This window comes from Streptomyces sp. NPDC090445, assembly GCF_044769385.1.
GTDB lineage: Bacteria > Actinomycetota > Actinomycetes > Streptomycetales > Streptomycetaceae > Streptomyces.
This window is the reverse complement of record NZ_JBIVXV010000021.1, coordinates 14,234-37,965: the sequence shown is the minus strand read 5'-3', so window position 1 is coordinate 37,965 and position 23,732 is coordinate 14,234. Positions and strand designations below refer to the sequence as shown.

Here is a 23,732-nt window from a genome sequence, read left to right as displayed (position 1 = left end):
CCCGGACCCGGCCTTGCCGTCCGGCAGCCGCACCGCCCGGCGCGCGCCCTCCGGTCCTCCCCGCGCCCGCCAGGGCCCGCCGTGGCCCCGTCCGGCCCCGGTTCAGGCGGTGTCGGGTTCCGTGGGGCGGAAGGCTATGCGGGTCAGACGTGCGGCCGCGGCCCGGTCCAGCAGGACCACCGAGGTGCAGCCCGGCGGCAGCGGACCGGACTCCGCGGCCCGTACCAGCCGGCGCACCGCGGCCCGGTGCCGGGCGAAGGCGTAGGACGACACGCCGCGGCCCCGCGCCGCCTGCCCGGAGAGGGCCTCCTGCGGGGTGGCGTCCAGGATCAGCAGGTGCAGGGCCCGGCCGCGGCGCCGCGCCGTCGCCGCCAGCAGCCCGCGCACCCAGCGCTGCGTACCGCAGTCGTGGACGACGGCCGAGGCCCCGGAGCGCAGGATCCGCCACAGCCCCCAGTAGTGCGCGATCCGCACCAGCGGGCGGTAGACGGCGTACGGGAGCCCTGCGGGCATGCGCTGCTCCCAGCGCTCGCGCACGTCCTGGGAGTCGATGCCGCTGCCTTCGGCGGCCCGCTTGATCAGCGTGCTCTTGCCGCCGCCGGGCAGGCCGGAGACCACGACGATGTCGCCCTCGGCGAAGCCGAGCCAGCGCGGCCCGCGGTCCCCCCGGCCGCGCAGGTCGCGGACCGGTCCGTGGTGCTCGCGCGCCCGCTGCGCGGGCACGCCGTCCGCGGTCCCGGCGGTCGCCAGTACTCCGAATCTCCGCACAAGATCGCCTCCCCCGTGTCGGGCCTCGAAGACCCCATGCCCACTGAGTGTAAAGAGACGGTAATCCGACACCGCCGGTTCCGGCCCGGCCGTCCGCCCACCGGACACCGCCCGTCACCGACGGACACCGCCCGCCGACAGGACACCGCCCACCGGACCCTGCCCGCGGCTGAGCGAATGACACAGTCTTTCGGGCCCGCCCACCCGATCCGCGGTACGGCGTGCAATGATGTGCGCCATCTGGACCAACTGCATACCGGCCGCTTGAATCCGCGCGGGAGAGTCCCGGCAGGCCGCGAGGCCGCGTCCGGGCGCCGAAGGAGCAAGTACCTCCCTTGAATCTCTCAGGCCCCGTACCGCGTGGATGAGGCAGATCTGAAAAGCGAGCCGCGCCCCTCCCGTCCCCCGCGACGGACCGGGGTGTGCTCCACCCAAGGTGCAAGTCGGTGTTCCCGTTCCCGCGGGACTCTCGGCGAACCTCTCAGGTTCCGATGACAGATGGGGAGGATCGTCCTCGTCATGTCATGCCCTGGGACCCGGGAGCCACACCCATGAGCACTGCCCCCCGCCTGACCGCCCTCGATGCGCTGCACCGCTCGCTCGGTGCGACCATGACCGACTTCGCGGGCTGGGACATGCCGCTGCGGTACGGCAGCGAGCGCGACGAACACAACGCCGTGCGCACCAAGGCCGGCCTCTTCGACCTCTCCCACATGGGCGAGATCACCGTGACCGGTCCGGAGGCCGTGAAGCTCCTGGACTACGCCCTGGTCGGCAACATCTCCACCGTCGGCGTCGGCCGCGCCCGCTACACGCACATCTGCCGGGAGGACGGCGGGATCCTCGACGACCTGATCGTCTACCGCCTGGCCGAGACCGAGTACATGGTCGTCGCCAACGCCTCCAACGCCCAGGTCGTCCTCGACGCCCTCACCGAGCGCGCCGACGGCTTCGACGCCGAGGTCCGCGACGACCGCGACGCGTACGCGCTGATCGCCGTCCAGGGCCCGGAGTCCCCCGGCATCCTGGCCTCGCTCACCGACGCCGACCTGGACAACCTGAAGTACTACGCCGGCCTGCCGGGCACCGTCGCCGGCGTGCCCGCGCTGATCGCGCGTACGGGCTACACCGGCGAGGACGGCTTCGAGCTGTTCGTCTCCCCCGAGCACGCCGTGGAGCTGTGGCAGGCGCTGGCCAAGGCCGGCGAGGGCGCCGGCCTGGTGCCGTGCGGCCTGTCCTGCCGCGACACGCTGCGCCTGGAGGCGGGCATGCCGCTGTACGGGCACGAGCTGACCACCTCCCTCACCCCGTTCGACGCGGGTCTGGGCCGGGTCGTGAAGTTCGAGAAGGAGGGCGACTTCGTGGGCCGCGCCGCCCTGGAGGCCGCCGCCGAGCGTGCCGCCACGAACCCGCCGCGCAAGCTGGTCGGCCTGGTCGCCGAGGGCCGCCGCGTCCCGCGCGCCGGGTTCCAGGTCGTGGCGGGCGGCGAGGTGATCGGCGAGGTCACCTCCGGCGCCCCGTCCCCGACCCTGGGCAAGCCGATCGCGATGGCGTACGTGGACGCCGCCCACGCCGCGCCCGGCACCTCCGGCGTCGGCGTGGACATCCGCGGTACGCATGAGCCGTACGAGGTCGTCGCCCTGCCCTTCTACAAGCGGCAGAAGTAGCGCCCGCGCGGCGGCCCCGGCCGCCGACCGCCGGCCACAGGCCGAGGCGTCTCACCACGCAAGACCACTGTTCGTCCGCACTCCCCCGCATCCAGGAGAATCAGGTCATGAGCAACCCCCAGCAGCTGCGTTTCAGCAAGGAGCACGAGTGGCTGTCGGCCGCCGAGAACGGCGTCGCCACGGTCGGCATCACGGAGTTCGCGGCCACCGCGCTCGGTGACGTCGTCTACGCCCAGCTCCCCGAGGTCGGCGACACGGTGACTGCGGGCGAGACCTGTGGCGAGCTGGAGTCGACCAAGTCGGTCAGCGACCTGTACTCCCCCGTCACCGGCGAGGTCGTCGAGTCCAACCAGGACGTCGTGGACGACCCCAGCCTCGTGAACTCCGCTCCGTTCGAGGGCGGCTGGCTGTTCAAGGTCCGCGTCGCGGAGGAGCCGGCCGACCTGCTCTCCGCCGACGAGTACGCCCAGCTCACCGCCGGTAAGTAACTGACCACAGGGGATCCTGATGTCCGTTCTGAACACCCCTCTCCACGAGCTTGACCCGGACGTCGCCGCCGCCGTCGACGCCGAGCTCGTACGCCAGCAGTCCACCCTGGAGATGATCGCGTCGGAGAACTTCGCTCCGGTCGCCGTCATGGAGGCCCAGGGCTCGGTCCTGACCAACAAGTACGCCGAGGGCTACCCGGGCCGCCGCTACTACGGCGGCTGCGAGCACGTCGACGTCGTCGAGCAGATCGCGATCGACCGGATCAAGGCGCTCTTCGGCGCCGAGGCCGCGAACGTCCAGCCGCACTCGGGTGCGCAGGCCAACGCCGCCGCGATGTTCGCGCTGCTGAAGCCGGGCGACACCATCATGGGCCTGAACCTGGCCCACGGCGGCCACCTGACCCACGGCATGAAGATCAACTTCTCCGGCAAGCTCTACAACGTGGTCCCCTACCACGTCGGTGAGGACGGCCAGGTCGACATGGCCGAGGTCGAGCGCCTCGCCAAGGAGTCCAAGCCGCAGCTGATCGTCGCCGGCTGGTCGGCGTACCCGCGCCAGCTGGACTTCGCCGCCTTCCGCCGCATCGCGGACGAGGTCGGCGCGTACCTGATGGTCGACATGGCCCACTTCGCGGGCCTGGTCGCCGCGGGCCTGCACCCGAACCCGGTGCCGCACGCCCACGTCGTGACCACCACCACGCACAAGACCCTGGGCGGTCCGCGCGGCGGTGTCATCCTGTCGACACAGGAGCTCGCCAAGAAGATCAACTCCGCGGTCTTCCCCGGTCAGCAGGGCGGCCCGCTGGAGCACGTGATCGCCGCCAAGGCGGTCTCCTTCAAGGTGGCGGCCTCGCCCGAGTTCAAGGAGCGCCAGGAGCGCACCCTGGCGGGCGCGAGGATCATCGCCGAGCGCCTGGTCCAGGACGACGTCAAGGCCGTGGGCGTGGACGTGCTCACCGGCGGCACCGACGTGCACCTGGTCCTGGTGGACCTGCGCAACTCGGAGCTGGACGGCCAGCAGGCCGAGGACCGCCTCCACGAGATCGGCATCACGGTCAACCGCAACGCCATCCCGAACGACCCGCGGCCGCCGATGGTCACCTCGGGTCTGCGGATCGGCACGCCGGCCCTGGCCACCCGCGGTTTCGGCGCCGAGGACTTCACCGAGGTCGCCGACATCATCGCGGAGGCCCTGAAGCCGGCGTACGACGGCGAGGCCCTCAAGGCGCGCGTCTCGGCGCTCGCCGCGAAGTTCCCGCTGTACCCGTCGCTGTAGGCCATGGCTTGGGGGGCCCGGCCTTGTGTCACACAGGGCCGGGCCTTTCTCATGGCCCGGGGGCCGCGGTCCGGACGTCGGGACCGCGACAGCCCCCGTACAGGCCGGCGTAACCGGCACCCCCACGAACTGACGTACGCTGATGAACCGGGCATGGGCGCCCACGAGGTGATCTTTGCCCGCAATCCCCGCAAGATCCGCCCCCTCCGTCGGCCGCCTCGTCCCGCTGCGAGACCGGCAGGACGGTCCGCTCCCCGCCACCCGCGGGGGTGAATAACTCCCGGGAGTCCGCCACCGTGGCCATTTCGGTTTTCGATCTCTTCTCGATCGGCATCGGTCCCTCCAGCTCGCACACCGTGGGTCCGATGCGTGCCGCCCGCATGTTCGTCACGCGGCTGAAGAAGGACGGTGTGCTCGCGCAGACCGCCTCCGTCCGGGCCGAGCTGTACGGCTCGCTCGGCGCCACCGGCCACGGCCACGGCACCCCGAAGGCGGTGCTGCTCGGCCTGGAGGGCCACTCCCCGCGCACGGTGGACGTGGAGACCGCCGACGACGAGGTGGAGCGCATCCGGCAGACCGGCCGGCTGCGCCTGCTCGGCACGGAGATAGGGAGCGCGCACGAGATCGCGTTCGACGAGCCGAGCCAGCTGATCCTGCACCGCCGCCGGGCCCTGCCGTACCACGCGAACGGCATGACCCTCTTCGCGTACGACGCCTCGGGCGCCCCGCTGCTGGAGAAGACCTACTACTCGGTCGGCGGCGGCTTCGTCGTCGACGAGGACGCGGTCGGCGAGGACCGGATCAAGCTCGACGACACCGTGCTGAAGTACCCCTTCCGCTCCGGTGACGAGATGCTGCGCCTGGCCAAGGAGACGGGCCTGTCGATCTCCTCGCTGATGCTGGAGAACGAGAAGGCCTGGCGCACGGAGGAGGAGATCCGCGCGGGCCTGCTGGAGATCTGGCGGGTCATGCAGGCCTGCGTCGCGCGCGGCATGTCCCGCGAGGGCATCCTCCCGGGCGGCCTGCGGGTCAAGCGCCGCGCGGCGTCCACGGCGCGCCAGCTGCGCACCGAGGGCGACCCGATGCTGCACCGCAGCGAGTGGACGACGATCTACGCGATGGCGGTGAACGAGGAGAACGCGGCCGGCGGCCGCGTCGTCACGGCCCCGACGAACGGCGCGGCGGGTGTCCTCCCGGCCGTCCTGCACTACTACGTGAACTTCGTGCCCGGCGCGGACGAGGACGGCGTGGTCCGCTTCCTCCTCGCCGCGGGCGCGATCGGCATGCTGTTCAAGGAGAACGCCTCGATCTCCGGCGCCGAGGTCGGCTGCCAGGGCGAGGTCGGCTCCGCCTGCTCGATGGCGGCGGGCGCGCTGGCCGAGGTCCTGGGCGGCACCCCGGAGCAGGTCGAGAACGCGGCCGAGATCGGCATGGAGCACAACCTGGGCCTGACCTGCGACCCGGTCGGCGGCCTGGTCCAGATCCCGTGCATCGAGCGCAACGGCATGGCGGCGGTCAAGGCGGTCACGGCCGCGAAGATGGCGATGCGCGGCGACGGCAGCCACAAGGTCTCCCTGGACAAGGTCATCAAGACCATGAAGGAGACCGGCGCCGACATGAAGATCAAGTACAAGGAGACGGCGCGCGGCGGTCTCGCCGTCAACGTCATCGAATGCTGACCTGATCCGATCCGATCCGATCCGATCTGGTTTCTGCAGGGACGGGACCCCGGGCGCCGCGGCGCCCGGGGTCCCGTGCGTTCCCCTCCGGCCGCTCCCCCGACCTGCGGCAACCGTCCCGATTTTCCCGGGCGTTGAGGTTTGGCGTGGATTGGTCACGCTTCAGGGCGAACCGCGGGGGATGGGGGTGGTACGGGCGATCCCCGTGCGCAAGGGTGATCACGTGACGTCGCGGCCACACCCCCCGGCGGCCGGCCAACCGCCGCGGACCGCAGCCCTTTCCCCACGGAGGACTTCACCATGACAAGCACCCGCAGCGCCCGCGTGATCGCCGCTCTTGCCGCACTCCCCCTCGCCGCCCTGCTCTGCTCGGGCACCGCCCAGGCCGACAGCGGCGCCGGTGCGGGGATCTCGTCGAACGCGGCCGCCGCCGAGATCGTCGGCAGCGGCGTCTTCGGTGCCAACGCCGGCAACTCCTCCACCACCCAGCAGGTCGCCACCGGCTCCGGGTCGACGAACCAGAGCAACGGGGTGCAGCTCAACGGCACCGGCTCGGCCACCGTCGGACAGTCCAACGGGAACGTGCCGGTCTTCCCCGAGCCCGCCCCGTAGCCGCCCGCCGGCCCCGCGGGCCCGCCCTCCGGCCGGGGGGCGGGCCCACTCCCGTCGGCGATTTCAGATGATTGGGAAGTTTGGGCGGTTTTGCCGCAACCATGGGGGCGCGAGCAGTGTCTCCTGCAGTGACACCACCAGTCCCCGCCCCTCCAGAAACAGGGGGACGTCATGAACCATCTCCGCCGCCGGCAGACCGTGGCCCTGGCCACGGGGGCGCTCCTCACCGCCGGAATCGCCCTCGCCGCGCCCGCCTCCACCGCCCAGGCCCCGGCCGCGACCGCCGGGCGCACCGCCGTCCCGCACGTCGTGAACGCCCGCTGGGCCGGGCACTGCGCGTACGACCGGATCGTCATCGACCTCCGGGGCCGTGTCCCCGGCGTCGAGGTCACCCGCGTCCCGCGGCTGTACCGGGACGGCTCCGGCGAGCCCGTACCGCTCGCCGGGAAGTACTTCCTCCAGATCCGCCTGCACCCCGCCGACGCGCACCTGGGCTCCGGCGAGAGCACCTACCGCGGGCCGAAGCTCGCCCGGATCGACCTGCCCGCACTGAAGGGCTTCGCCATGACGGGCGACTTCGAGGGCTACGTCACCTTCGGCGCCGCCTTCGACAAGAAGCCGTCCTACACGTCGTTCACCCTGCGCTCGCCCGACCGGTTCGTGCTGGACGTCGCGCACCGGAACGTGTGCTGCGGCTGAGCGGCTGAGCGCCCGCACGGCCGGGCGGCCGGACGGCGGGCATCCGTCCGTCCGCCCGGCCCGGCCCGGACGCGTCAGCGGTGCTCGGGGTTGGGGAAGTCGAAGCGGCAGCCGGCGTCCCACCCGGAGCGCTGGTTGCCGTGGGCGGGGACGCCGCCGGAGCGCTTGAGCAGGGCGGCCAGATGCATGAGGTTCCACGACATGAAGGCCGTGTTCCGGTTGGTGAAGTCGTTCTCCGGCCCGCCCGACCCCGGGTCGAGGTACGAGGGGCCGGGCCCCGCCTCGCCGATCCAGCCGGCGTCGGCCTGCGGCGGGATGGTGTACCCGAGGTGCTGGAGGCTGTAGAGGATGTTCATGGCGCAGTGCTTCACGCCGTCCTCGTTGCCCGTGATCAGCGCCCCGCCGACGCGCCCGTAGTACGCGTACTGGCCCTGCTCGTTCAGGATCGAGGAGCAGGCGTAGAGCCGCTCGATAACCTGCTTCATCACGGAGCTGTTGTCGCCGAGCCAGATCGGCCCGCACAGCACGAGGATGTCGGCGGCCATGATCTCGCTGTACAGGACGGGCCACTGGTCGGTTTCCCAGCCGTGCTCGGTCATGTCCGGCCAGACGCCGGTGGCGATGTCGTGGTCGACGGCGCGGATCAGCGAGGTCCGGGCGCCTGCCGCCTCCATGACGGCGCGGCTCCGCGTGATCAGGCCCTCCGTGTTGCTGGTCTCGGGCGAGCGCTTGAGCGTGCAATTGACGTAGACGGCGGTCAGGTCGGAGTAGTCGAACGCCCCGGCGTTCGCCCCCGGCTGCGGTGTCGCGGTGTCGTGTTCGGCAGGCACCCTCCCAGTGTCTCTGATCAGCTGAGCGATCCCGTGCGAACCGTGGGGTTCGGCGTGGCTTCTGCCCACCTGGGTCGGGCGGCGTGAGCGTGGAGGTGGAATCCCGCGCCCAGTGCTGCTCCTCGCGGCCGGTGTCGGCGGGTGGTGGGTGTGCTGATCGTGTGCACGCCCTGGTGCCGGTGGGCTGCGCGGGGCAGCGTCCTCCGGCCCGTTGGTGCGTGTCCCTCCGGACGCTGGCCGGCACGGCCCGGAAGCCGGGCCGGGGAGGGAACCCCGCGTCGCCTGGGCGCGGGGCGGTTGGTGCGCGGCCGGGTGGGGCCGGTCTTGGACCGGTCCGTCCGGCTGGTCTTCGGATGGGCCGTGACGACGGCCTTGGCCTCCATCGTGTCCACCACGGCGCGGATCACCATGGTGCCGCTGGTGCGGTCCACCACGGTCCTGGCCTGGTGGGCGAGGCCGCGTGCGGCGATACGGCGCCAGGCACCCTGGTCCCGGTCGCCCTGCCAGCCGCACCCGGGGCTGGGGCAGACGGCCCACTTCCAGCCGGACACGGTGGGCCGGTCGGGGGCCTTGCGATGCCGCAGCGGCGTGAGGCACATGGGGCAGTGCCTGGAGGTGAAACACGTGAGCCTGCGGGGCACCGGACCCTACGGCGACCGGAAGGCGCCCGTCCGGGGGTGAGCACCCCCGGACGCCGTCCCCCGGCCGCCGCTCCCCGCGCACGCCCGGCGGCGCCGGTTGGAGCGCGGGAGCGGAAGAGCGCCGCAGCGCGCGCCGGACCGCCCGCGGCCGCGGCCGGACACCGGAACTTCCGTGGCCCCGCCACGGTTTCGATCCGCCCGCCCGGAGCGCGCCGGCCCGCAACCGCCCCGAAGCGGAATCCCCGGGCCCAACAGGCGGCCCACGTCCGGGTTGTTACGGGTCCACAAGGCGGATTAGGGTCATCAGGCCTTGGTGTACGGGAAACCGGTGGAAAACCGGTGCGGCCCTCGCCACTGTGAACGGGAAGTCCGGCTCCACTCCTGCGGGAAAGCCACTGGGCAGCGCGGGAGGGACCCGCACCGCCCGGGAAGGCGGAGCCAGGGCATCAGTACCCGTGAGCCAGGAGACCGGCCAGGGCGCGTTGTCCATCCACGAGGTGCTGGAGAGGTCTCCCACTCATGCATATAGCCGAGGGGTTTCTGCCCCCATGGCACGCGGTCGCCTGGGGCGCCGCGTCCGCTCCCTTCGTCGTCCACGGGGTGCGCGCCCTCACCCGCGAGGTGAAGGCCAACCCGGAGAGCACCCTGCTGCTCGGCGCGTCCGGTGCGTTCACGTTCGTCCTGTCCGCGCTGAAGATCCCGTCGGTGACGGGCAGCTGCTCGCACCCGACCGGGACCGGGCTCGGCGCGATCCTGTTCCGGCCGCCCGTCATGGCGGTGCTCGGCACGATCACCCTCCTCTTCCAGGCGCTGCTGCTCGCGCACGGCGGACTGACCACCCTCGGCGCCAACGTCTTCTCGATGGCCATCGCCGGACCGTGGTCGGGCTACTGCATCTACCTGCTGCTGCGGCGCTTCAACGCCCCGCTGATGGTGTCCGTGTTCTTCGGCGCCTTCTTCGCCGACCTCGTCACCTACTGCGTGACCTCCGTGCAGCTGGCGCTGGCCTTCCCGGACCAGGGCACGGGCTTCTTCGGCGCGCTCGCGAAGTTCGGCGGCATCTTCGCCGTCACCCAGATCCCGCTCGCCGTGAGCGAGGGCCTGCTGACGGTCCTGGTGATGCGGCTGCTGATGCAGTCCAGCAAGTCCGACCTGGTCCGGCTGGGCGTCGCGAAGCTCGCCGGCCGCTCCGCGCAGAAGGCGGCGGTGTGACGCGCATGAACCCGAGCCGGAACGCGAAGATCAACGGCCTGCTGCTGCTCCTGGTGGCGGCGCTGGCCGTACTGCCCCTGGCCCTGGGCCTAGGCGAGGGCAAGGAGGAGCCGTTCACGGGCGCCGACGCGCAGGCGGAGGCGGCCATCAGCGAGCTGAATCCGGACTACGAGCCCTGGTTCTCCCCGCTGTACGAGCCCCCGTCCGGGGAGATCGAGTCGGCCCTGTTCGCCCTCCAGGCGGCGCTGGGCGCGGGCGTGCTCGCGTACTACTTCGGCGTCCGCCGGGGCCGCCGCCAGGGCGCGGCTACGGCCGCCGCGGCGGCCGGTGCGGCCCCGGCCGAGGCGGCCGCCCCGGCCTCCGCATCCGCCTCCGCATCCGCAGCGGCGCCCGCCGCGGAGTCGTAGCCGGTGCTGCCGATCGACGTGGCCGCGCACAGCAGCCGCTGGCGGGGCCGCCATCCACTGGAGAAGGCGCTGCTCGGGCTCGGCCTGACGGTCAGCGCCCTGTGCCTGCCGCCCTGGCCCGGCGGACCGCTCGTCGCCGCCGCGACCCTCGCCGTGCTCCTCGGGCCGGCCGGGGTCGCCGGGCGGCAGCTGTGGCGGGCCTTCCGGATCCCGCTGGGGTTCTGCTTCACCGGGGCGCTGCCGCTGCTCGTCGCGGTCGGCGGCCCGGCCGGCCCGGTCTCCCTGGCCCCGGACGGGCCGCGGCTCGCCGTCGAACTGCTGCTGCGCACCTCGGCGGCCTCCCTCGGCCTGCTGCTGTTCGCGTTCACCACGCCGGTGTCGGACGTGCTGCCCCGGCTGGTCCGGGCCGGGGTGCCGGCGCCCGTGGTGGACGTGGCGCTGGTCATGTACCGGATCGGATTCCTGCTGCTCGACTCCCTGGCCCAGGTGCGGCGCGCGCAGGCGGCCCGCCTGGGGCACGCGGGCCGGGCGGCGGCCTGGCGCTCGGTGGCCGGGCTCGCCGCCACCTCGTTCGTACGGGCCTTCGACCGTGCGGCGCGGCTCCAGTCGGGCCTGGCCGGGCGCGGCTACGACGGCGCGCTGCGGGTCCTCGTCCCCGAGGCGACCCTGTCCTGGCGCTTCCTCGCGGCGTCGGCGGCCCTGCTCGCGGCCGTGGCCGCACTGACCCTCACCCTGAAGGGGCTCTACCTGTGAACCCGTTGGTGGAACTGGCCGGGGCCGGCTATGCGTACGAGGACGGCCCGGCAGTGCTGGCCGACGTGGACTTCGCCATCGCCGAGGGCCGGGCGCTGGTCCTGCTCGGCCGCAACGGCAGCGGCAAGACCACGCTGATGCGGCTGCTCAGCGGCGGCCTGCGGCCCGGCTCGGGCGAGCTGCGCCTGGACGGGACGCCGGTCGGGTACGACCGGGCGGGCCTGACCCGGCTGCGGACGGCCGTCCAGCTGGTGGTGCAGGACCCGGACGACCAGCTCTTCGCCGCCTCGGTGGAGCAGGACGTGTCCTTCGGCCCGATGAACCTCGGCCTGCCCGCGGACGAGGTGCGGGCCCGGGTGGAGTCCGCGCTCGCCGCGCTCGACATCACCCGGCTGCGGGACCGCCCGACGCACCTGCTCTCGTACGGGCAGCGCAAGCGCGCGGCGATCGCGGGCGCGGTGGCGATGGCCCCGCGGGTGCTGATCCTCGACGAGCCGACGGCCGGCCTCGACCCGGACGGGCAGGAGCGGCTGCTGGACACCCTGGCGGGGCTGCGCTCGCGCGGCACCACGGTGGTGATGGCCACGCACGACGTCGACCTGGCGGTGCGCTGGGCCGACGACGCGGCGGTCCTGACCCCGGCCGGGATCCGTTTCGGCCCGGCCGCGCAGCTGCTGGCCGACCCGGAACTGCTCGCCGAGGCGGGCCTGCGCCAGGCCTGGTCGCCGGCCGTGGCTGCCTTCCTGCGGGCCCGGGACCTGCTCGGCCCCGGCGCCCCGGGCCCGGGCACCCCCGAGGCGCTGGCCGCCTGGCACTGACCCGGACGGCGTGCGGCGAACCTAGGATGACGGCATGTCGCTGCCGCACGCCATCCTCACCGCCCTGCTCGAAAAGCCCTCGTCCGGGCTGGAGCTGACCCGGCGGTTCGACAGGTCGATCGGGTACTTCTGGTCCGCGACGCACCAGCAGATCTACCGCGAGCTGGGCCGGCTGGAGGAGGCCGGGCTGATCCGGGCCCTGCCGAGCGAGGTGCCCGTGCGGGGGCAGAAGAAGGAGTACGAGGTCCTGCCCGCCGGCAGTGCGGAGCTCGCGCGGTGGATCGGCGAGAGCCAGGACCCGAAGGCCATCCGGGACCCGCTGCTGCTGCGGATCCGGGCCGCGGGCGTGGTCGGCGTGCAGGGGCTGGCCGGGGAGCTGCGGCGGCACCTGGAGCTGCACCGGCGGCAGCTGGCGCTGTACGAGGCCATCGAGGAGAAGGACTTCCCCCCGGAGCGGGATTCCGACGAGGACCGGCTGCGCCGGCTCGTGCTGCACGGCGGCATCGGCCTGGAGACGTTCTGGCTGCGCTGGCTGGAGGAGGCCCTGGGCGAGGTCGGGGACATGACGGGGCCGGGCGGTGCTGCGGATACCGCCCCGGACGCCCCGGCCGGGGCCGACGGCGCGCCGTAGGGCGCGGTCCGCGGGAGGCGGGCACCCCGCACCGCACCGCGGGCGGGCAGGCCGAAGCCCCCGTACGGCCTGCGGGGCGGTACGGGGGGCTGCGCGCGCCTTACTTGTTCAGGGAGGCCCAGAACTCGTCGAAGCTCAGCAGGCCGTCGCCGTTCACGTCCTTGGCGGCGATCACGGAGTCCGCGACCGGGCCCGTGACGAACGGGTCGCCCATCTCCGCCATGGCCCGGCGGAACTCGTCTGCCGTGACGAAGCCGTCGCCGTCCGCGTCGAACCTGCCGAACGCCATCCGTGCGCTCTCGATGTCCGCCACTGGGATCCACCCCTTCTTGGTGCTCGTTGACCGGCTCAGGGTAGCGGCAGCCGGGAACGGCCGCCGCTACCGGGTCCCGTTCGGACGGCAGAAAGAAATTCAATGACCGTTCCGCAGCACGGAAGTCGTGATTCCGACCAAGAAATCCACCTCGGACTCGTCGCATTCCTGAGTCGCCGCATAACGTACCGGCATTGCCGCCACACCAGGAGCGCAGGGCCGCCAGGGACAAGCGGCAACAAGGGCGATCACACAGGTGACGATCACGGCAGACGCATCATTCGAAGTTCTGCCCTTCACCCGCGTGTGCCGCCCTATCCGGTATGAGGGGGACCCTGCGCCCATCGAAGTGAGTCCTCGGTCAAGGCGGTTCGGCGGCCGGTCCTCAAGGGTGTCGGGGAATCAGGGCACCCGTCTGCGGGGTCCGCGTACGGGCACTTTCGGAGTTCCAGTCCCATCCCGTTCACCGACTGCCGCACCGGCGGGTACTCCATTTCCCGGAAACCGACGACGAATTCCGCAAGGGATGCGAGGAGACGGCCCTCCATTTCGTCGGGTCGGAGTTGCCGGAAGGTGAATCCATCACGGCGGACCGGTTGCAGGTCTGTTTCGGCTACCTCGTCCTCGTCCTGCTGGAGGGGGCCGATGGTGAGGGCGCGGCGGCGTCCCGGGAGGCCGTGCGGGCTCCCGGGGCGCCGTGCGGTGCCGTGCGGTGCGGTGGAGTGCGGTGGGGCGGGCTCTAGCGGAAGACGCCGGTGTGGCCGAGGGAGTAGCGGCCGGGCTGCGGGTAGACGGCCAGGCCGTGCGGGCCGCCGCCCACCGGGATCCGGGCGAGCTGCCGGCCGGTGGCGGTGTCGATCGCGTAGACCTCGCCGTCGTAGCGGCCCGACAGCCACAGCACCTTGCCGTCGGCGGAGACGCCGCCCATGTCGGGGCTGCCGCCGTCCGGCAGCTGCCACTTCTTGGTGAGCCTGCCCTGCTGGAAGTCGTAGACCGAGATGCTGCCCTCGCCGCGGTTGGAGATGTACATCTCGCGGGAGTCGCGGCTGACGTACAGGCCGTGGCAGCCCTTGCCGGTGGGCAGCAGCTTGGGGGTGTCGAACTGCTCGCCGCTGAACACCCACATGCCGTGCGCCATCATGTCGGCGACGTAGAAGGTCTTGCCGTCCGGGGAGATCTTGACGTCCTGCGGCATGGCGCCCTCGTAGGGCAGCTTCTGCTGGGCGACGACCTCCATCTTCTCGGTGTCGACCTTGAGGAGTTCGCCGGAGAACTCGCACGAGACGATGAAGTAGCGGCCGTCCGCGGAGAAGTCGGCGTGGTTGACGCCGAAGCAGGTCACCGGGACGGTCTTGACCCGGTTCATGGTGCGCGGGTCGCGGAAGACGAGCTCCTTGTCCATCGAGGCCATGACCACCGCGTACTTGCCGTTCGGCGTGAAGTACAGGTTGTACGGGTCGTGCACCTCGACGGGCTCGCCGGCCTCGCCGGTCGCGGGGTTGATCGGGGTGAGGGTGTGTCCGCGGTTGTTGTTGACCCACAGGGTCTTCAAGTCCCAGGACGGGACCACGTGCTGGGGCTGGATGCCGACCGGGATGGTGTCGATGACCTTGTACGTGGCGGGGTCGATGACGGACACCGTGTTGGAGGTGGTGTTCGGCACGTAGACCCGGGACGGGAAGTCCTTGACCACCGGGGAGAGCTGGTTCGGCCGGTCGGCCGCGTACACGTCGTTCGGGTCGAGGAGCGGCGGCATGCCGGCGAGGCCGGGCGGGACCGCCGGGACGGCCTTGACGGGCGGCTGGGCCGCGGCTTCGGAGCCGAGCGCCTCGGCGGGGCCCTTGCCGCCGGCCGATCCGCAGCCGGCCAGGGCGGCGAGGACCAGACCGGCCAGGAGCACGGTGGCCTTCCGGGGAAGGCGGGTGGTCGTCATGGGGTCAGCAGCTCCGTGGTGGTCACCGCGCGCAGTTCGCGGCGCGCGAGTTCTTCGAGGAGGGGCGGCATCGCGTCGACCGTGTCCGCGTAGCCGAAGTGCAGGCTCACCACCGATCCGCTGCGGATCGTCCCGGTGACGGTGCGGATGACGGCCGCCGCGCCGGGCGAGGTGAAGTCGAGGGAGTCCACGTCGTACGAGAGGACGTGCGGGTAGCCCGCCCGCCGGGCCAGCCTCCGGACGAGCGGGGTGGCGTACTGCGTCCGCGAGGGGCGGAACCAGGTGCCGATGGAGCCGGTGAGGCGCTTCAGCCGCCGGGCGCAGCCGGTGATCTCGGCGTAGGCCTCGGCCTCGGCCATGTCGTTGATCGCAAGGTGGCGCTGGGTGTGGTTGCCGAGCTCGTGGCCGCCGTCCAGGACCCGGCGGGCGATGTCCGGGTACGTGTCGAGCCAGGCGCCGATCGCGAGGACGGTGACCCGGGCGCCCGCGCGTTCGGCCTCGGCGAGCACGGCCCGGGCGGTGGCGGGGTCTCCGTTGCCGTGGAAGGTGAGGGCGACCCGGGGGCGGTTGCGGGGGCCGTGCCCGATCTCCTCGGGCTGTCCGGGGAAGCGGCGCGGGGCCGGTGCCGGGGCGGGGGCGGCGCCCGGCGGGCGGGCGGGGACGGCCGGTGCGGGTTCGGCCTGCGGGGTGTGCGGGGCGGGGGCCGGGCCGCCCGCCGCGGCTCCGCACGCGGCGGCGAGGGCGGCGGTGGCGGCCGCCGTGCCGGCGCGGAGGGCGGATCGGCGGTCCGGGTAGCAGAGCACCCGCCCATTTAAGTGGGAAATTCCCCCAAAGATAACGATTGACCCATTTCGGGACTCCGGTCGAAGTGAACCCGTATGGCGGCCCACCCGCCACAGGATCAAGGAATCACACGGAGGAGTGGATACCTATTCACTGATTACGAGGTAGGCGGCCGGCCTCGCCTGGGATTTAGATGCAAACTCTTGGGATTTGCACACTTATGTCCAAGTTGGGACTTTTGGCATTCGGTCCCCCGTCTGCCATAGTCGGAAGCACGGCTTCCCCATTGACCCGAGCGAAGTCGCCCCGCCGAGGATCACACCCCCTTCGATCCTCGGCGCACCCATGGAGCCCCCACGCGCCGCACTACGGCGAACGGGGGCTTCAGGCGTTCACGGACCGGTTCAGCGGTCGGCCACCCGCATCTCGAACCAGGTGATCTTGCCGCGCGGCAGCAGGTCGGCGCCCCAGCGGTCGGAGAGCTTGTCGACGAGGAAGAGGCCCCGGCCGGTGGTGTCCAGCTCGTGGACCGGCATCAGACAGGGCAGCCCGCGCGAGGGGTCGCGCACCTCGACCCGGATCCAGCCGCGCCGCCGCTGCATCCGTAAGCCGAAGGAGCGGGCGCCGGTGTGCCGCACCGCGTTCCCGACGAGCTCGGAGACGAGCAGGACGGTGTGCTCGGACACCTGCGGCGAGAAACCCCAGAAGCGGATCACCACGTACTGGGTGAGCCGGCGGGCCGTGCCGGCCGACTCCGGCATGGACGGCAGCGTCACCTCCCCCTCGGCCGGATTCCCGTACAACTCCAGGGCCCTGAGGCCCTGTTCGTCCTCCAGAGCCGCCGTCGGCCGTGCGGCGGAAGCGCTGCTGCGCTGCCGCGGCTGTTCCACACCCTCCAGGCCCGCCATGAACCCATCATGGACGGCCGGTGCGCCCGTCCGGGCCGTTCCGCAGGAAAACACCCCCTGCGGCGACGGCCCCCAAAACACTGCCCCGGCATATGCGTTGGGCAATCGGACACCGGCACAACCACCCTGATCTGCGGTGACGCACCGCGCGGCGACGACCCCCCGGAGTGGACCGCCGGCCCTCCTTAACCCTGCTTTAAGGCGGGGCTAATCCACCCCCAGGGAGGACCGGCGAGAACCGGACACGTATCAGAGGAACTTGGCCTTGCCCGGGCCCTCCTCGACGAAGCTGCGCATGCCGCGCTCGCGGTCCTCGGTGGCGAACAGGCCCGCGAACCAGTTGCGTTCGATGGTCAGGCCCGTGTCGATGTCCGCCTCCAGGCCCGCGTCCACGCACTCCTTGGCGGCGCGCAGCGCGATGGCCGGGCCCTGGGCGAGCTTCGCGGCCCAGGCGTGCGCCTGCTCGTACACCTCGGCGGCGGGCACGACGCGGTCCACGAGGCCGAGGGCGAGCGCCTCGTCGGCCTTGACCATGCGGCCGGTGAAGATGAGGTCCTTGGCCTTGGAGGGGCCGATGAGCCGGGACAGCCGCTGGGTGCCGCCGGCGCCCGGGATCAGGCCGAGCAGGATCTCGGGCTGGCCGAGCTTCGCGTTGTCGGCGGCGATGCGGTAGTCGGCGCACAGGGCCAGCTCGCAGCCGCCGCCCAGGGCGTAGCCGGTGACGGCCGCGACGACCGGCTTGGGGATCCGGGCCACGGCGGTGAAGGCGTCCTGCAGCGCGCGGGACCGGGCGACCATCGCCGCGTGGTCCATCGTCTGCATCTCCTTGATGTCCGCGCCGGCCGCGAACACCTTCTCGCCGCCGTAGATGATGACGGCGCGGACGTCGGACCGGTCGGTCGCCTCCACCGCCAGCTCGCGCAGCCGGTCCTGGGTGGCGATGTCCAGGGCGTTCATGGGCGGCCGGTCCAGGCGGATGGTGCCGACACCTTCGGAGACTTCGAGAGAGAGGGTCATACGGGGAAGGTTAGCCCCGGTTAACACCGGTTAACAGAAGTGGCCCGGTGCTGTGGGTCACAGCACCGGGCCGCTTCGGGGCAGGTCCGACTACGCGGCGGCGGGGACTACTTGATCCACTCCGCCCAGTCCATGTTCCAGCCGTTGAGGCCGTTGTCGGGGGCGATCTGCTTGTCCTTCGAGTTCTTCACGACGACCACGTCGCCGATCAGCGACTCGTTGAAGAACCAGGCGGCGGGCTGGTTGCCGTCGCCGGCGCCGCGGACGTCCTTCAGGCCGATGCAGCCGTGGCTGACGTTCTCCGAGCCGAAGGTGCTCGACGAGGCCCAGTAGTTGCCGTGGACGAAGGTGCCCGAGTTCGACAGGCGCATCGCGTGCGGGACGTCGGAGATGTCGTACTCGCCGCCGAAGCCGACGGTCGCGCCGTTCATCCGGGTCACCTTGTACTTCTCGCTGATGACCATCTGCCCGTTGTAGGTGGTCGTCGCCGGGGCGCCCGCGGTGATCGGGATGTTCTTGATGACCTGGCCGTCGCGGACGACCTGCATGGTGTGCTCGGCCGCGTCGACCGTGGCGACCTGCGAGCGGCCGACGGTGAACGTGACCGTCCGGGTCTGCTTGCCGTAGACGCCGGGACGGCCCTCGACACCGTCGAGCGCGATCTTCACGGTGACCTTGGTGCCCGCGGCCCAGTACTTCTCCGGGCGGAAGTCGAGGCGGTCGTTGCCGAACCAGTGGCCCTCGATCGGGACCGACGGCTCGGCCGTGACCGTGATGGCCTTCTCGACGGCCTCGGGGTTGGTGATGCCGCGGGTGAAGTTGAACGACACCGGCATGCCCACGCCGACGGTCTGGCCGTCCTCCGGCATGTAGTGGCCGACGAAGGTGTTCTTCGGGGTGAGGGTGGTGAAGGTGGTGTCCTTGGCGGACTCCCGGCCCGCCTCGTCCTTGGCGACGGCGTGCACCTTGTACTCGGTGGCCGACGCCAGGTGGCGCGCCGGCTCCCAGCTCGTCCCGTCGGCGGCGAGCTTGCCCTCCACCGCATTGCCCTTGGTGTCGGCGACCGTCACCGTCGTGAGCTTGCCGCCCGTGCTCGTTATCTTCAGGACGCCGCTGGTCTCGACTTCCTTGGAGCCGTCGTCCGGCTTGACGCTGACGACGGCCTTCGACGCCTCGTTGCCGGCCTTGCCTCCCCCGGCGGCGCCGCCGTTGCCGGCCCCCGAACCGCCACCCGACCCGCCGCCGCTGCACGCGCTGGTGAACAGCAGCGCCGCTCCCAGCAGGAGGGCCGGCAGGCCGGTACGGCGGGCGCGGCCGCGTATCGGCTGCAGGTTCACTTTTCTCTTCTCCCCATGTCCCCCGCGCGCGGACGGTCGCGCGCATGCCGACAGCAAATCACAGGGAGATATCACGAAGAGAAACGGTCATGTCACCGTTCCGTCCCAAGACGTGCGGTATGGCGGGGCGGGGTGGTCAGGCGGGCCACTCCGGCCCCGGGAGGTCCGGGCCGGGCATCGGCTCCGTGCCGTTGTCCGGGTGCTCCCGCTCCTCTCCGTTGCCCTTGTCCTCCGCCTTGTCCTTGTCCTCCGCCTTGTCCTTGTCCTCGCTCTTTTCCTCGCCCTTGCCCTTTTCCTCTCCCCTGTCCTCGCCCTTGTCCTTGTCCTCGCCCTTGCCCTTGCCCTGGTGGTCGCGGTCGTTGTGCAGCGTCACATCGAGCGTTCCGCCCGGAGTGTTCGCGTCGAGCCGCAACGGGCCGGTGACCCGGTTCGGCGGAAGGGCGTAGTCCTCGGGGACGGCAGTCTCCCGCAGGTAGTACGAGCCCTCCTCCAGCCCGTCGAAGGCGCAGGCGCCCCCGGTGTCCGTCGCACAGCCCGGGTGGACGAGGAGGTCCGCGCTGCCGCCCTTGGTCTGCAGGCCCGCCGTGCCGTTCGCCTCCTTCCAGAGCTCGAACACGGCACCCCGCAGCGGCTGCCCCGTCGTGCGGTCCTTCTTCAGGACCCGGATCCCGCCCCCGGTCTCCTCGCGGGTGCCGGGGACGGTCACCGTGACCCCGACGGCCGCGTTCGCCTCGGTCAGGACGACGGTGACCACCGGCTGTTCGGGCAGCTCGTACCCGGTGGGCGGGGCGGTCTCGCGCCAGTGGTACGTGCCGACCGGGGCCACCCCTTGGCAGAGGCCGTCGGCGCCGGTCACGCAGGAGCCCCTGACGAGCTCGTCGCGGGCGGTGCCGTCCACCTGGAGGCCTTCGACGCCGTTCGCCTCCCGCCACAGCTGGAAGGTCGCGCCGGAGAGGGCGGTGCCCTCGGCGTCGACCTTGCGGACGGCGACCGTCCCGGTGGGGGCGGGCGGGGTGGCGGTGCCGGGTGCGGCCGCGAGGGCGCCGGCGGGCGCCGCCGCGGCCAGGACGGCTCCGATCGCGATCCCGAGGGCCCAGTTCCTTGCTGCCATGACGCTCCGTCTCCGTCGCCTGCGCTGATGTGCCCTGACAGGCTGGACGCAGGAGGCGGGCGGGGCGTGCGGGGACACTCGCCCGCTACGGCATTCCGATCACACGGATCACCCGTGCGGGCAGCGGCGGGGCCGGGCCGGCCGGTGCGCGCGGTGCCGGCCGATCCGGGTCAGGCGATGGCGGAGCCGGCCACCCAGTCGGCCCAGGACATGTTCCAGCCGCCGAGGCCGTTGTTCGGGGCCACCGTCTTGTCCGTCGAGTTGACGACCTCCACCACGTCCCCGACCAGGGTCCGGTCGAAGAACCAGCCGGCGGGGGTGTCCGAGCCGCCGCCCTTGTCGTCGCGGAGGCCGACGCAGCCGTGGCTGACGTTGGTGGAGCCGAAGCTGTCGGGGCTCGCCCAGTAGTTTCCGTGGAGGAAGGTCCCGGAGGTGGTCAGCCGCATCGCGTGGGGGACGTCGGGGATGTCGTACTCGCCGCCGAAGCCGACGGTCTGGCCGTTCATGCGGGTGACGTCGAACATCTCCATCACCACCATCTTCCCGTTGTAGGTGGTGTTCTCGGGCGCGCCGGCGGTGATCGGGACGGTGGAGACGAGCTGCCCGTCGCGGCGGACCTCCATGGTGTGCGCGGCCGCGTCCACGGTGGAGACCTGGGAGCGGCCGACGGTGAACCGGACGGTCTTGTCCTGGATGCCGTACGCGCCGGGGGCGCCCTGGACGTCGCGCAGCCGCATCCTGACGGAGACCTCGGTGCCCGGCTCCCAGTACTGCTTGGGCCGGAAGTCGAGGCGGTTGCGGCCGAACCAGTGGCCGGAGACCTCCACGGCCGGGTCGGCGGTGACGGTGATGGCCCGCTCCACTTCGGCCCGGTTCTCGATGGGGCGGCTGAAGTTGAACGAGACGATCATGCCGACGCCGACGGTGGAGCGGTTCTCGGGCTTGAAGTAGCCGATGAAGCGCTCCCCGGGCACGAAGGTGGTGAACGTGGTGTGCCGGGCCTGGCGGCGGTCGTGGCCGTCGCGGGCGACGGCGTCGACGGTGTACTTGGCGGCGAGGGCGAGCCTCCCGGCCTTCGGGTCGGGGCTCCAGCTCAGGCCGTCGGGGGCGATGCTGCCGGGGACGTGCTCCTCCTGGGCGTCCTCCACCTTGGTGACCACGACCCGCTCCAGACGCCCCTCGGGCACGCGGACGGTCAGCGGGCCGTCGGCGGGGACCCCCTTGGCGTTGTCCTCGGGAGTGATCCGGATGGCCTCCTCGGGCGCCCGGGGTTTGCCGGGCAGCTGGATCTCGACCGGTGAGCGGCCCTCCCCGGTGCATCCGGCCAGGCCGCCCAGCAGGCACGCCCATGCCGCCACGGCGGTCCAGCCCGCCCCTGCCCGCCTCGTCACAAGTCTCACGCCCCCTCCAACGACCGGGCCCCCCGGGGGAAACGTGGCCGCGGGCCACGTTCCGGGGGGAACTGTCCGGGCAGAACAGTGGGAAGGACCAGACGGGGGCGGGACCGGGCCGGGACGCCCGGGCCGCACAGCCCTGCCCCCGCCGGTACCCAGAGCCGTGGAGGCGGGCAGTGTCGAGCGCAGCCGAGCAAGAGGCGGTGGATGCCGCAGCCGTGGGGGCAGTCGGGGCCCCGGGCGTTGTCGCGCAGGGCCGGGAGCCGGTGCGGCGGGCCGCGCCGCCCGAGGGGCCCCCGGTGTGGCCGGGGTCCTCGCACCCGCTGGGGGCGCGGTTCCGGGCCGGGCCGGACGGGACGGCGGGCACCAACTTCGCGTTGTGGGCGCAGGGCGCGGAGGCCGTGGAGGTCTGCCTGTTCGACGCGGACGGGGCCGAGACGCGGTGTGCGCTGACCGAGCTGACGCACGAGATCTGGCACGGCTTCCTGCCGGGTGTGCGGCCCGGGCAGCGGTACGGCTTCCGGGTGCACGGCCGCTGGGACCCCTGGACGGGGGCCCGGTTCAATCCGGCGAAGCTGCTGCTGGACCCGTACGCGCGGGCCGTCGACGGCGGCAGGGGGAATGACTACGGCGTGCTGCCGCCGGAGGTGTACGGGCACGTCCGGGACTGGCCGCAGCAGTACATCGCGGACACGGTGCGCGACGACCGGGACTCGGCACCGTTCGTGCCCAAGGGGGTGGTGGTCCACGATGACGACGACTGGGCGGACGACGTCCGGCCGAAGACCCCGTGGGCCGACTCGGTCATCTACGAGCTGCACGTGCGCGGGTTCACGATGCGCCATCCGGGGATCCCGGAGGAGCTGCGCGGCACGTACGCGGGCCTGGCCCATCCGGCGGCGGTCGAGCACCTGACCCGGCTCGGGGTGACCGCGGTCGAGCTGCTGCCGGTGCACCAGTTCGCGCACGAGGACCACCTGCTGCGCCGGGGGCTGCGCAACTACTGGGGCTACAACTCGATCGGCTACTTCGCCCCGCACGCCGGCTACTCCGCGTCGGGTACGGCCGGGCAGCAGGTCGGCGAGTTCAAGCGGATGGTGAAGGCGCTGCACGCGGCGGGGATCGAGGTCATCCTCGACGTGGTCTACAACCACACGGCGGAGGCGGGCGAGCTGGGCCCGACCCTGTCGCTGCGCGGCATCGACAACCGCGGCTACTACCGGCTCCAGTCCGACCAGCGCCGCTACGCGGACTACACCGGCTGCGGGAACACCCTGCACGCGGGCCGCCCCCACGTCCTCCGCCTGATCACGGACTCCCTGCGCTACTGGGTGACGGAGATGGGGGTGGACGGCTTCCGCTTCGATCTGGCGGCGGCGCTGGCCCGGTCGATGCACGACGTGGACATGCTCTCGCCGTTCCTCGCGGTGATCGCCCAGGACCCGGTCCTCAGGCGGGTCAAGCTGATCGCCGAGCCGTGGGACGTCGGCTCGGGCGGCTACCAGGTGGGGGCCTTCCCGCCGCTGTGGACGGAGTGGAACGACCGCTACCGGGATGCGGTGCGGGACTTCTGGCGGGGCGCTCTGCCGGACGTACGGGACCTGGGGTACCGGCTGTCGGGGTCGAGCGACCTGTACGCGTGGGGCGGGCGGCGGCCGTACGCCTCGGTGAACTTCGTGACCGCCCACGACGGCTTCACCCTGCGCGACCTGGTGTCGTACGAGCGCAAGCACAACGAGGCCAACGGCGAGGCGGGCCGGGACGGCACGAACGACAACCGCTCGTGGAACTGCGGTGCGGAGGGCGAGACGGACGACGCCCGGATCCGCCGGCTGCGGCGGCGGCAGCTGCGCAACCTGCTGACCACGCTGCTGCTGTCCACGGGGGTGCCGATGCTGGTGGCGGGCGACGAGTTCGGGCGCACGCAGGACGGCAACAACAACGCGTACTGCCAGGACAACGAGACGGGCTGGGTGGACTGGTCGCTGCTGGACGATCCGGCCTGGCGGAAGCTGTGCACGCTGACCGCGCGGCTGGTGGAGCTGCGCCGGCGGCACCCGGTGCTGCGCCGGCGGGCGTTCTTCTCGGGCCGGGCGCAGGGCGCGGACGGGCTGCGGGACCTGGCCTGGTTCACTCCGGCGGGCGCCGAGATGACGGAGCGGGACTGGTACGCGCCGACCGCCGCCCTCGGCATGTACCTGTCCGGGCGGGACATTCCGGGGCGGGACGCGCAGGGCCGGCAGGTCGGCGACGACAGCTTCCTCGCGCTGCTGCACGCCGGGGACCGGCCGCTGCCGTGGGTGCTGCCGGGGCCGCCGTGGGCGCGGGAGTACGAGCTGCTGCTGGACACCGCGCGGGAGGACCAGGCGGAGCCGCCGGGCACCCGGCACCGCGGCGGGCAGACGCTCACGGTGCCGGCCCGGTCGGTGCTGCTGCTGCGGGTGGCGGACTGAGG

General features: G+C 72.3%; 24 protein-coding genes and 2 riboswitches. Of the genes, 13 read left to right on the top strand and 11 right to left on the bottom strand.

The window, feature by feature from the left end; genetic code table 11:
* Positions 1 to 102: 102 nt before the first annotated feature.
* Entirely contained in the window at positions 103 to 768 is a 666-nt protein-coding gene (locus tag ACIQUT_RS29655; protein ID WP_403567233.1) for an AAA family ATPase, read from the bottom strand.
* Between the two features lie 265 nt (positions 769 to 1,033).
* Positions 1,034 to 1,137, top strand: a riboswitch (glycine riboswitch).
* A gap of 182 nt (positions 1,138 to 1,319) precedes the next feature.
* On the opposite strand from ACIQUT_RS29655, the gene gcvT reads away from it, so the two are divergent.
* The 6 genes from gcvT to ACIQUT_RS29625 all read left to right on the top strand — a co-directional run bounded on the left by gcvT (position 1,320) and on the right by ACIQUT_RS29625 (position 7,189).
* On the top strand, positions 1,320 to 2,435 hold the full coding sequence (gene gcvT, locus ACIQUT_RS29650) for a glycine cleavage system aminomethyltransferase GcvT (protein WP_403567232.1): 1,116 nt from the start codon (positions 1,320 to 1,322) through the stop codon (positions 2,433 to 2,435).
* A 107-nt stretch (positions 2,436 to 2,542) separates the two neighbouring features.
* Positions 2,543 to 2,923, top strand: coding sequence for a glycine cleavage system protein GcvH (gene gcvH / locus ACIQUT_RS29645; protein ID WP_403567230.1), 381 nt, complete (start codon positions 2,543 to 2,545; stop codon positions 2,921 to 2,923).
* Positions 2,924 to 2,942: 19 nt separating this feature from the next.
* Positions 2,943 to 4,199, top strand: coding sequence for a serine hydroxymethyltransferase (glyA, locus tag ACIQUT_RS29640; protein WP_179176244.1), 1,257 nt, complete (start codon positions 2,943 to 2,945; stop codon positions 4,197 to 4,199).
* Between the two features lie 296 nt (positions 4,200 to 4,495).
* Positions 4,496 to 5,878, top strand: coding sequence for an L-serine ammonia-lyase (locus tag ACIQUT_RS29635; protein ID WP_360636027.1), 1,383 nt, complete (start codon positions 4,496 to 4,498; stop codon positions 5,876 to 5,878).
* A 300-nt stretch (positions 5,879 to 6,178) separates the two neighbouring features.
* Positions 6,179 to 6,490, top strand: coding sequence for a hypothetical protein (locus ACIQUT_RS29630; protein ID WP_403567228.1), 312 nt, complete (start codon positions 6,179 to 6,181; stop codon positions 6,488 to 6,490).
* Between the two features lie 171 nt (positions 6,491 to 6,661).
* A complete protein-coding gene (locus ACIQUT_RS29625; RefSeq protein WP_403567227.1) occupies positions 6,662 to 7,189 on the top strand; it encodes a hypothetical protein in 528 nt (175 codons plus the stop codon).
* A 74-nt stretch (positions 7,190 to 7,263) separates the two neighbouring features.
* On the opposite strand, the gene ACIQUT_RS29620 is transcribed toward ACIQUT_RS29625, so the two are convergent.
* Entirely contained in the window at positions 7,264 to 8,019 is a 756-nt protein-coding gene (locus ACIQUT_RS29620; RefSeq protein ID WP_403567226.1) for a flavodoxin family protein, read from the bottom strand.
* A gap of 17 nt (positions 8,020 to 8,036) precedes the next feature.
* Complete coding sequence (locus tag ACIQUT_RS29615; protein ID WP_403567225.1) at positions 8,037 to 8,618, bottom strand: hypothetical protein; 582 nt, start codon at positions 8,616 to 8,618, stop codon at positions 8,037 to 8,039.
* Positions 8,619 to 8,954: 336 nt separating this feature from the next.
* Positions 8,955 to 9,152, top strand: a riboswitch (cobalamin riboswitch).
* Between the two features lie 27 nt (positions 9,153 to 9,179).
* On the opposite strand from ACIQUT_RS29615, the gene ACIQUT_RS29610 reads away from it, so the two are divergent.
* The 5 genes from ACIQUT_RS29610 to ACIQUT_RS29590 are packed head-to-tail and all read left to right on the top strand — an operon-like array spanning position 9,180 to position 12,481.
* A complete protein-coding gene (locus ACIQUT_RS29610; RefSeq protein WP_403567224.1) occupies positions 9,180 to 9,872 on the top strand; it encodes an energy-coupling factor ABC transporter permease in 693 nt (230 codons plus the stop codon).
* Positions 9,873 to 9,877: 5 nt separating this feature from the next.
* Positions 9,878 to 10,279 carry an energy-coupling factor ABC transporter substrate-binding protein gene (locus tag ACIQUT_RS29605; RefSeq protein WP_403567373.1) on the top strand — a complete coding sequence of 134 codons (402 nt, stop codon included), beginning with the start codon at positions 9,878 to 9,880 and terminating at the stop codon, positions 10,277 to 10,279.
* 3 nt (positions 10,280 to 10,282) lie between these two features.
* Entirely contained in the window at positions 10,283 to 11,032 is a 750-nt protein-coding gene (gene cbiQ, locus ACIQUT_RS29600) for a cobalt ECF transporter T component CbiQ (RefSeq protein ID WP_403567223.1), read from the top strand.
* Positions 11,029 to 11,850, top strand: a complete 822-nt coding sequence (locus ACIQUT_RS29595) for an energy-coupling factor ABC transporter ATP-binding protein (RefSeq protein WP_403567222.1) — start codon at positions 11,029 to 11,031, stop codon at positions 11,848 to 11,850. The genes cbiQ and ACIQUT_RS29595 overlap by 4 nt, the downstream gene beginning before the upstream one ends.
* A 34-nt stretch (positions 11,851 to 11,884) precedes the next feature.
* Positions 11,885 to 12,481 carry a PadR family transcriptional regulator gene (locus ACIQUT_RS29590; protein ID WP_403567221.1) on the top strand — a complete coding sequence of 199 codons (597 nt, stop codon included), beginning with the start codon at positions 11,885 to 11,887 and terminating at the stop codon, positions 12,479 to 12,481.
* A 100-nt stretch (positions 12,482 to 12,581) separates the two neighbouring features.
* Here the strand turns inward: ACIQUT_RS29590 and ACIQUT_RS29585 are convergent, their stop codons facing one another.
* Positions 12,582 to 12,794, bottom strand: a complete 213-nt coding sequence (locus ACIQUT_RS29585; RefSeq protein WP_403567219.1) for an EF-hand domain-containing protein — start codon at positions 12,792 to 12,794, stop codon at positions 12,582 to 12,584.
* A gap of 401 nt (positions 12,795 to 13,195) precedes the next feature.
* Between ACIQUT_RS29585 and ACIQUT_RS29580 the strand changes: the two genes are divergently transcribed.
* The gene (locus ACIQUT_RS29580) at positions 13,196 to 13,537 is read left to right on the top strand and encodes a tRNA-dependent cyclodipeptide synthase (protein WP_403567371.1); all 342 of its coding nucleotides are present in this window, start codon (positions 13,196 to 13,198) and stop codon (positions 13,535 to 13,537) included.
* Here ACIQUT_RS29580 and ACIQUT_RS29575 read toward each other — a convergent pair.
* From ACIQUT_RS29575 to ACIQUT_RS29545, 7 genes are all read right to left on the bottom strand, one after another.
* A complete protein-coding gene (locus ACIQUT_RS29575) occupies positions 13,534 to 14,727 on the bottom strand; it encodes a YncE family protein (protein ID WP_403567216.1) in 1,194 nt (397 codons plus the stop codon). The genes ACIQUT_RS29580 and ACIQUT_RS29575 overlap by 4 nt on opposite strands.
* On the bottom strand, positions 14,724 to 15,530 hold the full coding sequence (locus ACIQUT_RS29570) for a polysaccharide deacetylase family protein (protein ID WP_403567214.1): 807 nt from the start codon (positions 15,528 to 15,530) through the stop codon (positions 14,724 to 14,726). Before ACIQUT_RS29570 ends, ACIQUT_RS29575 begins: the two co-directional genes overlap by 4 nt.
* 384 nt (positions 15,531 to 15,914) lie before the next feature.
* On the bottom strand, positions 15,915 to 16,418 hold the full coding sequence (locus ACIQUT_RS29565; RefSeq protein WP_403567212.1) for an ATP-binding protein: 504 nt from the start codon (positions 16,416 to 16,418) through the stop codon (positions 15,915 to 15,917).
* A 249-nt stretch (positions 16,419 to 16,667) separates the two neighbouring features.
* Complete coding sequence (locus ACIQUT_RS29560; RefSeq protein ID WP_179175537.1) at positions 16,668 to 17,435, bottom strand: enoyl-CoA hydratase/isomerase family protein; 768 nt, start codon at positions 17,433 to 17,435, stop codon at positions 16,668 to 16,670.
* A gap of 107 nt (positions 17,436 to 17,542) precedes the next feature.
* Complete coding sequence (locus ACIQUT_RS29555) at positions 17,543 to 18,766, bottom strand: Ig-like domain-containing protein (protein ID WP_403567369.1); 1,224 nt, start codon at positions 18,764 to 18,766, stop codon at positions 17,543 to 17,545.
* A 142-nt stretch (positions 18,767 to 18,908) separates the two neighbouring features.
* The gene (locus tag ACIQUT_RS29550) at positions 18,909 to 19,883 is read right to left on the bottom strand and encodes a collagen binding domain-containing protein (RefSeq protein WP_403567210.1); all 975 of its coding nucleotides are present in this window, start codon (positions 19,881 to 19,883) and stop codon (positions 18,909 to 18,911) included.
* Positions 19,884 to 20,053: 170 nt separating this feature from the next.
* Positions 20,054 to 21,274, bottom strand: a complete 1,221-nt coding sequence (locus ACIQUT_RS29545) for an Ig-like domain-containing protein (protein ID WP_403567366.1) — start codon at positions 21,272 to 21,274, stop codon at positions 20,054 to 20,056.
* Positions 21,275 to 21,453: 179 nt separating this feature from the next.
* Between ACIQUT_RS29545 and glgX the strand changes: the two genes are divergently transcribed.
* A complete protein-coding gene (gene glgX, locus ACIQUT_RS29540) occupies positions 21,454 to 23,730 on the top strand; it encodes a glycogen debranching protein GlgX (RefSeq protein ID WP_403567208.1) in 2,277 nt (758 codons plus the stop codon).
* The last annotated feature ends 2 nt before the right edge of the window (positions 23,731 to 23,732 follow it).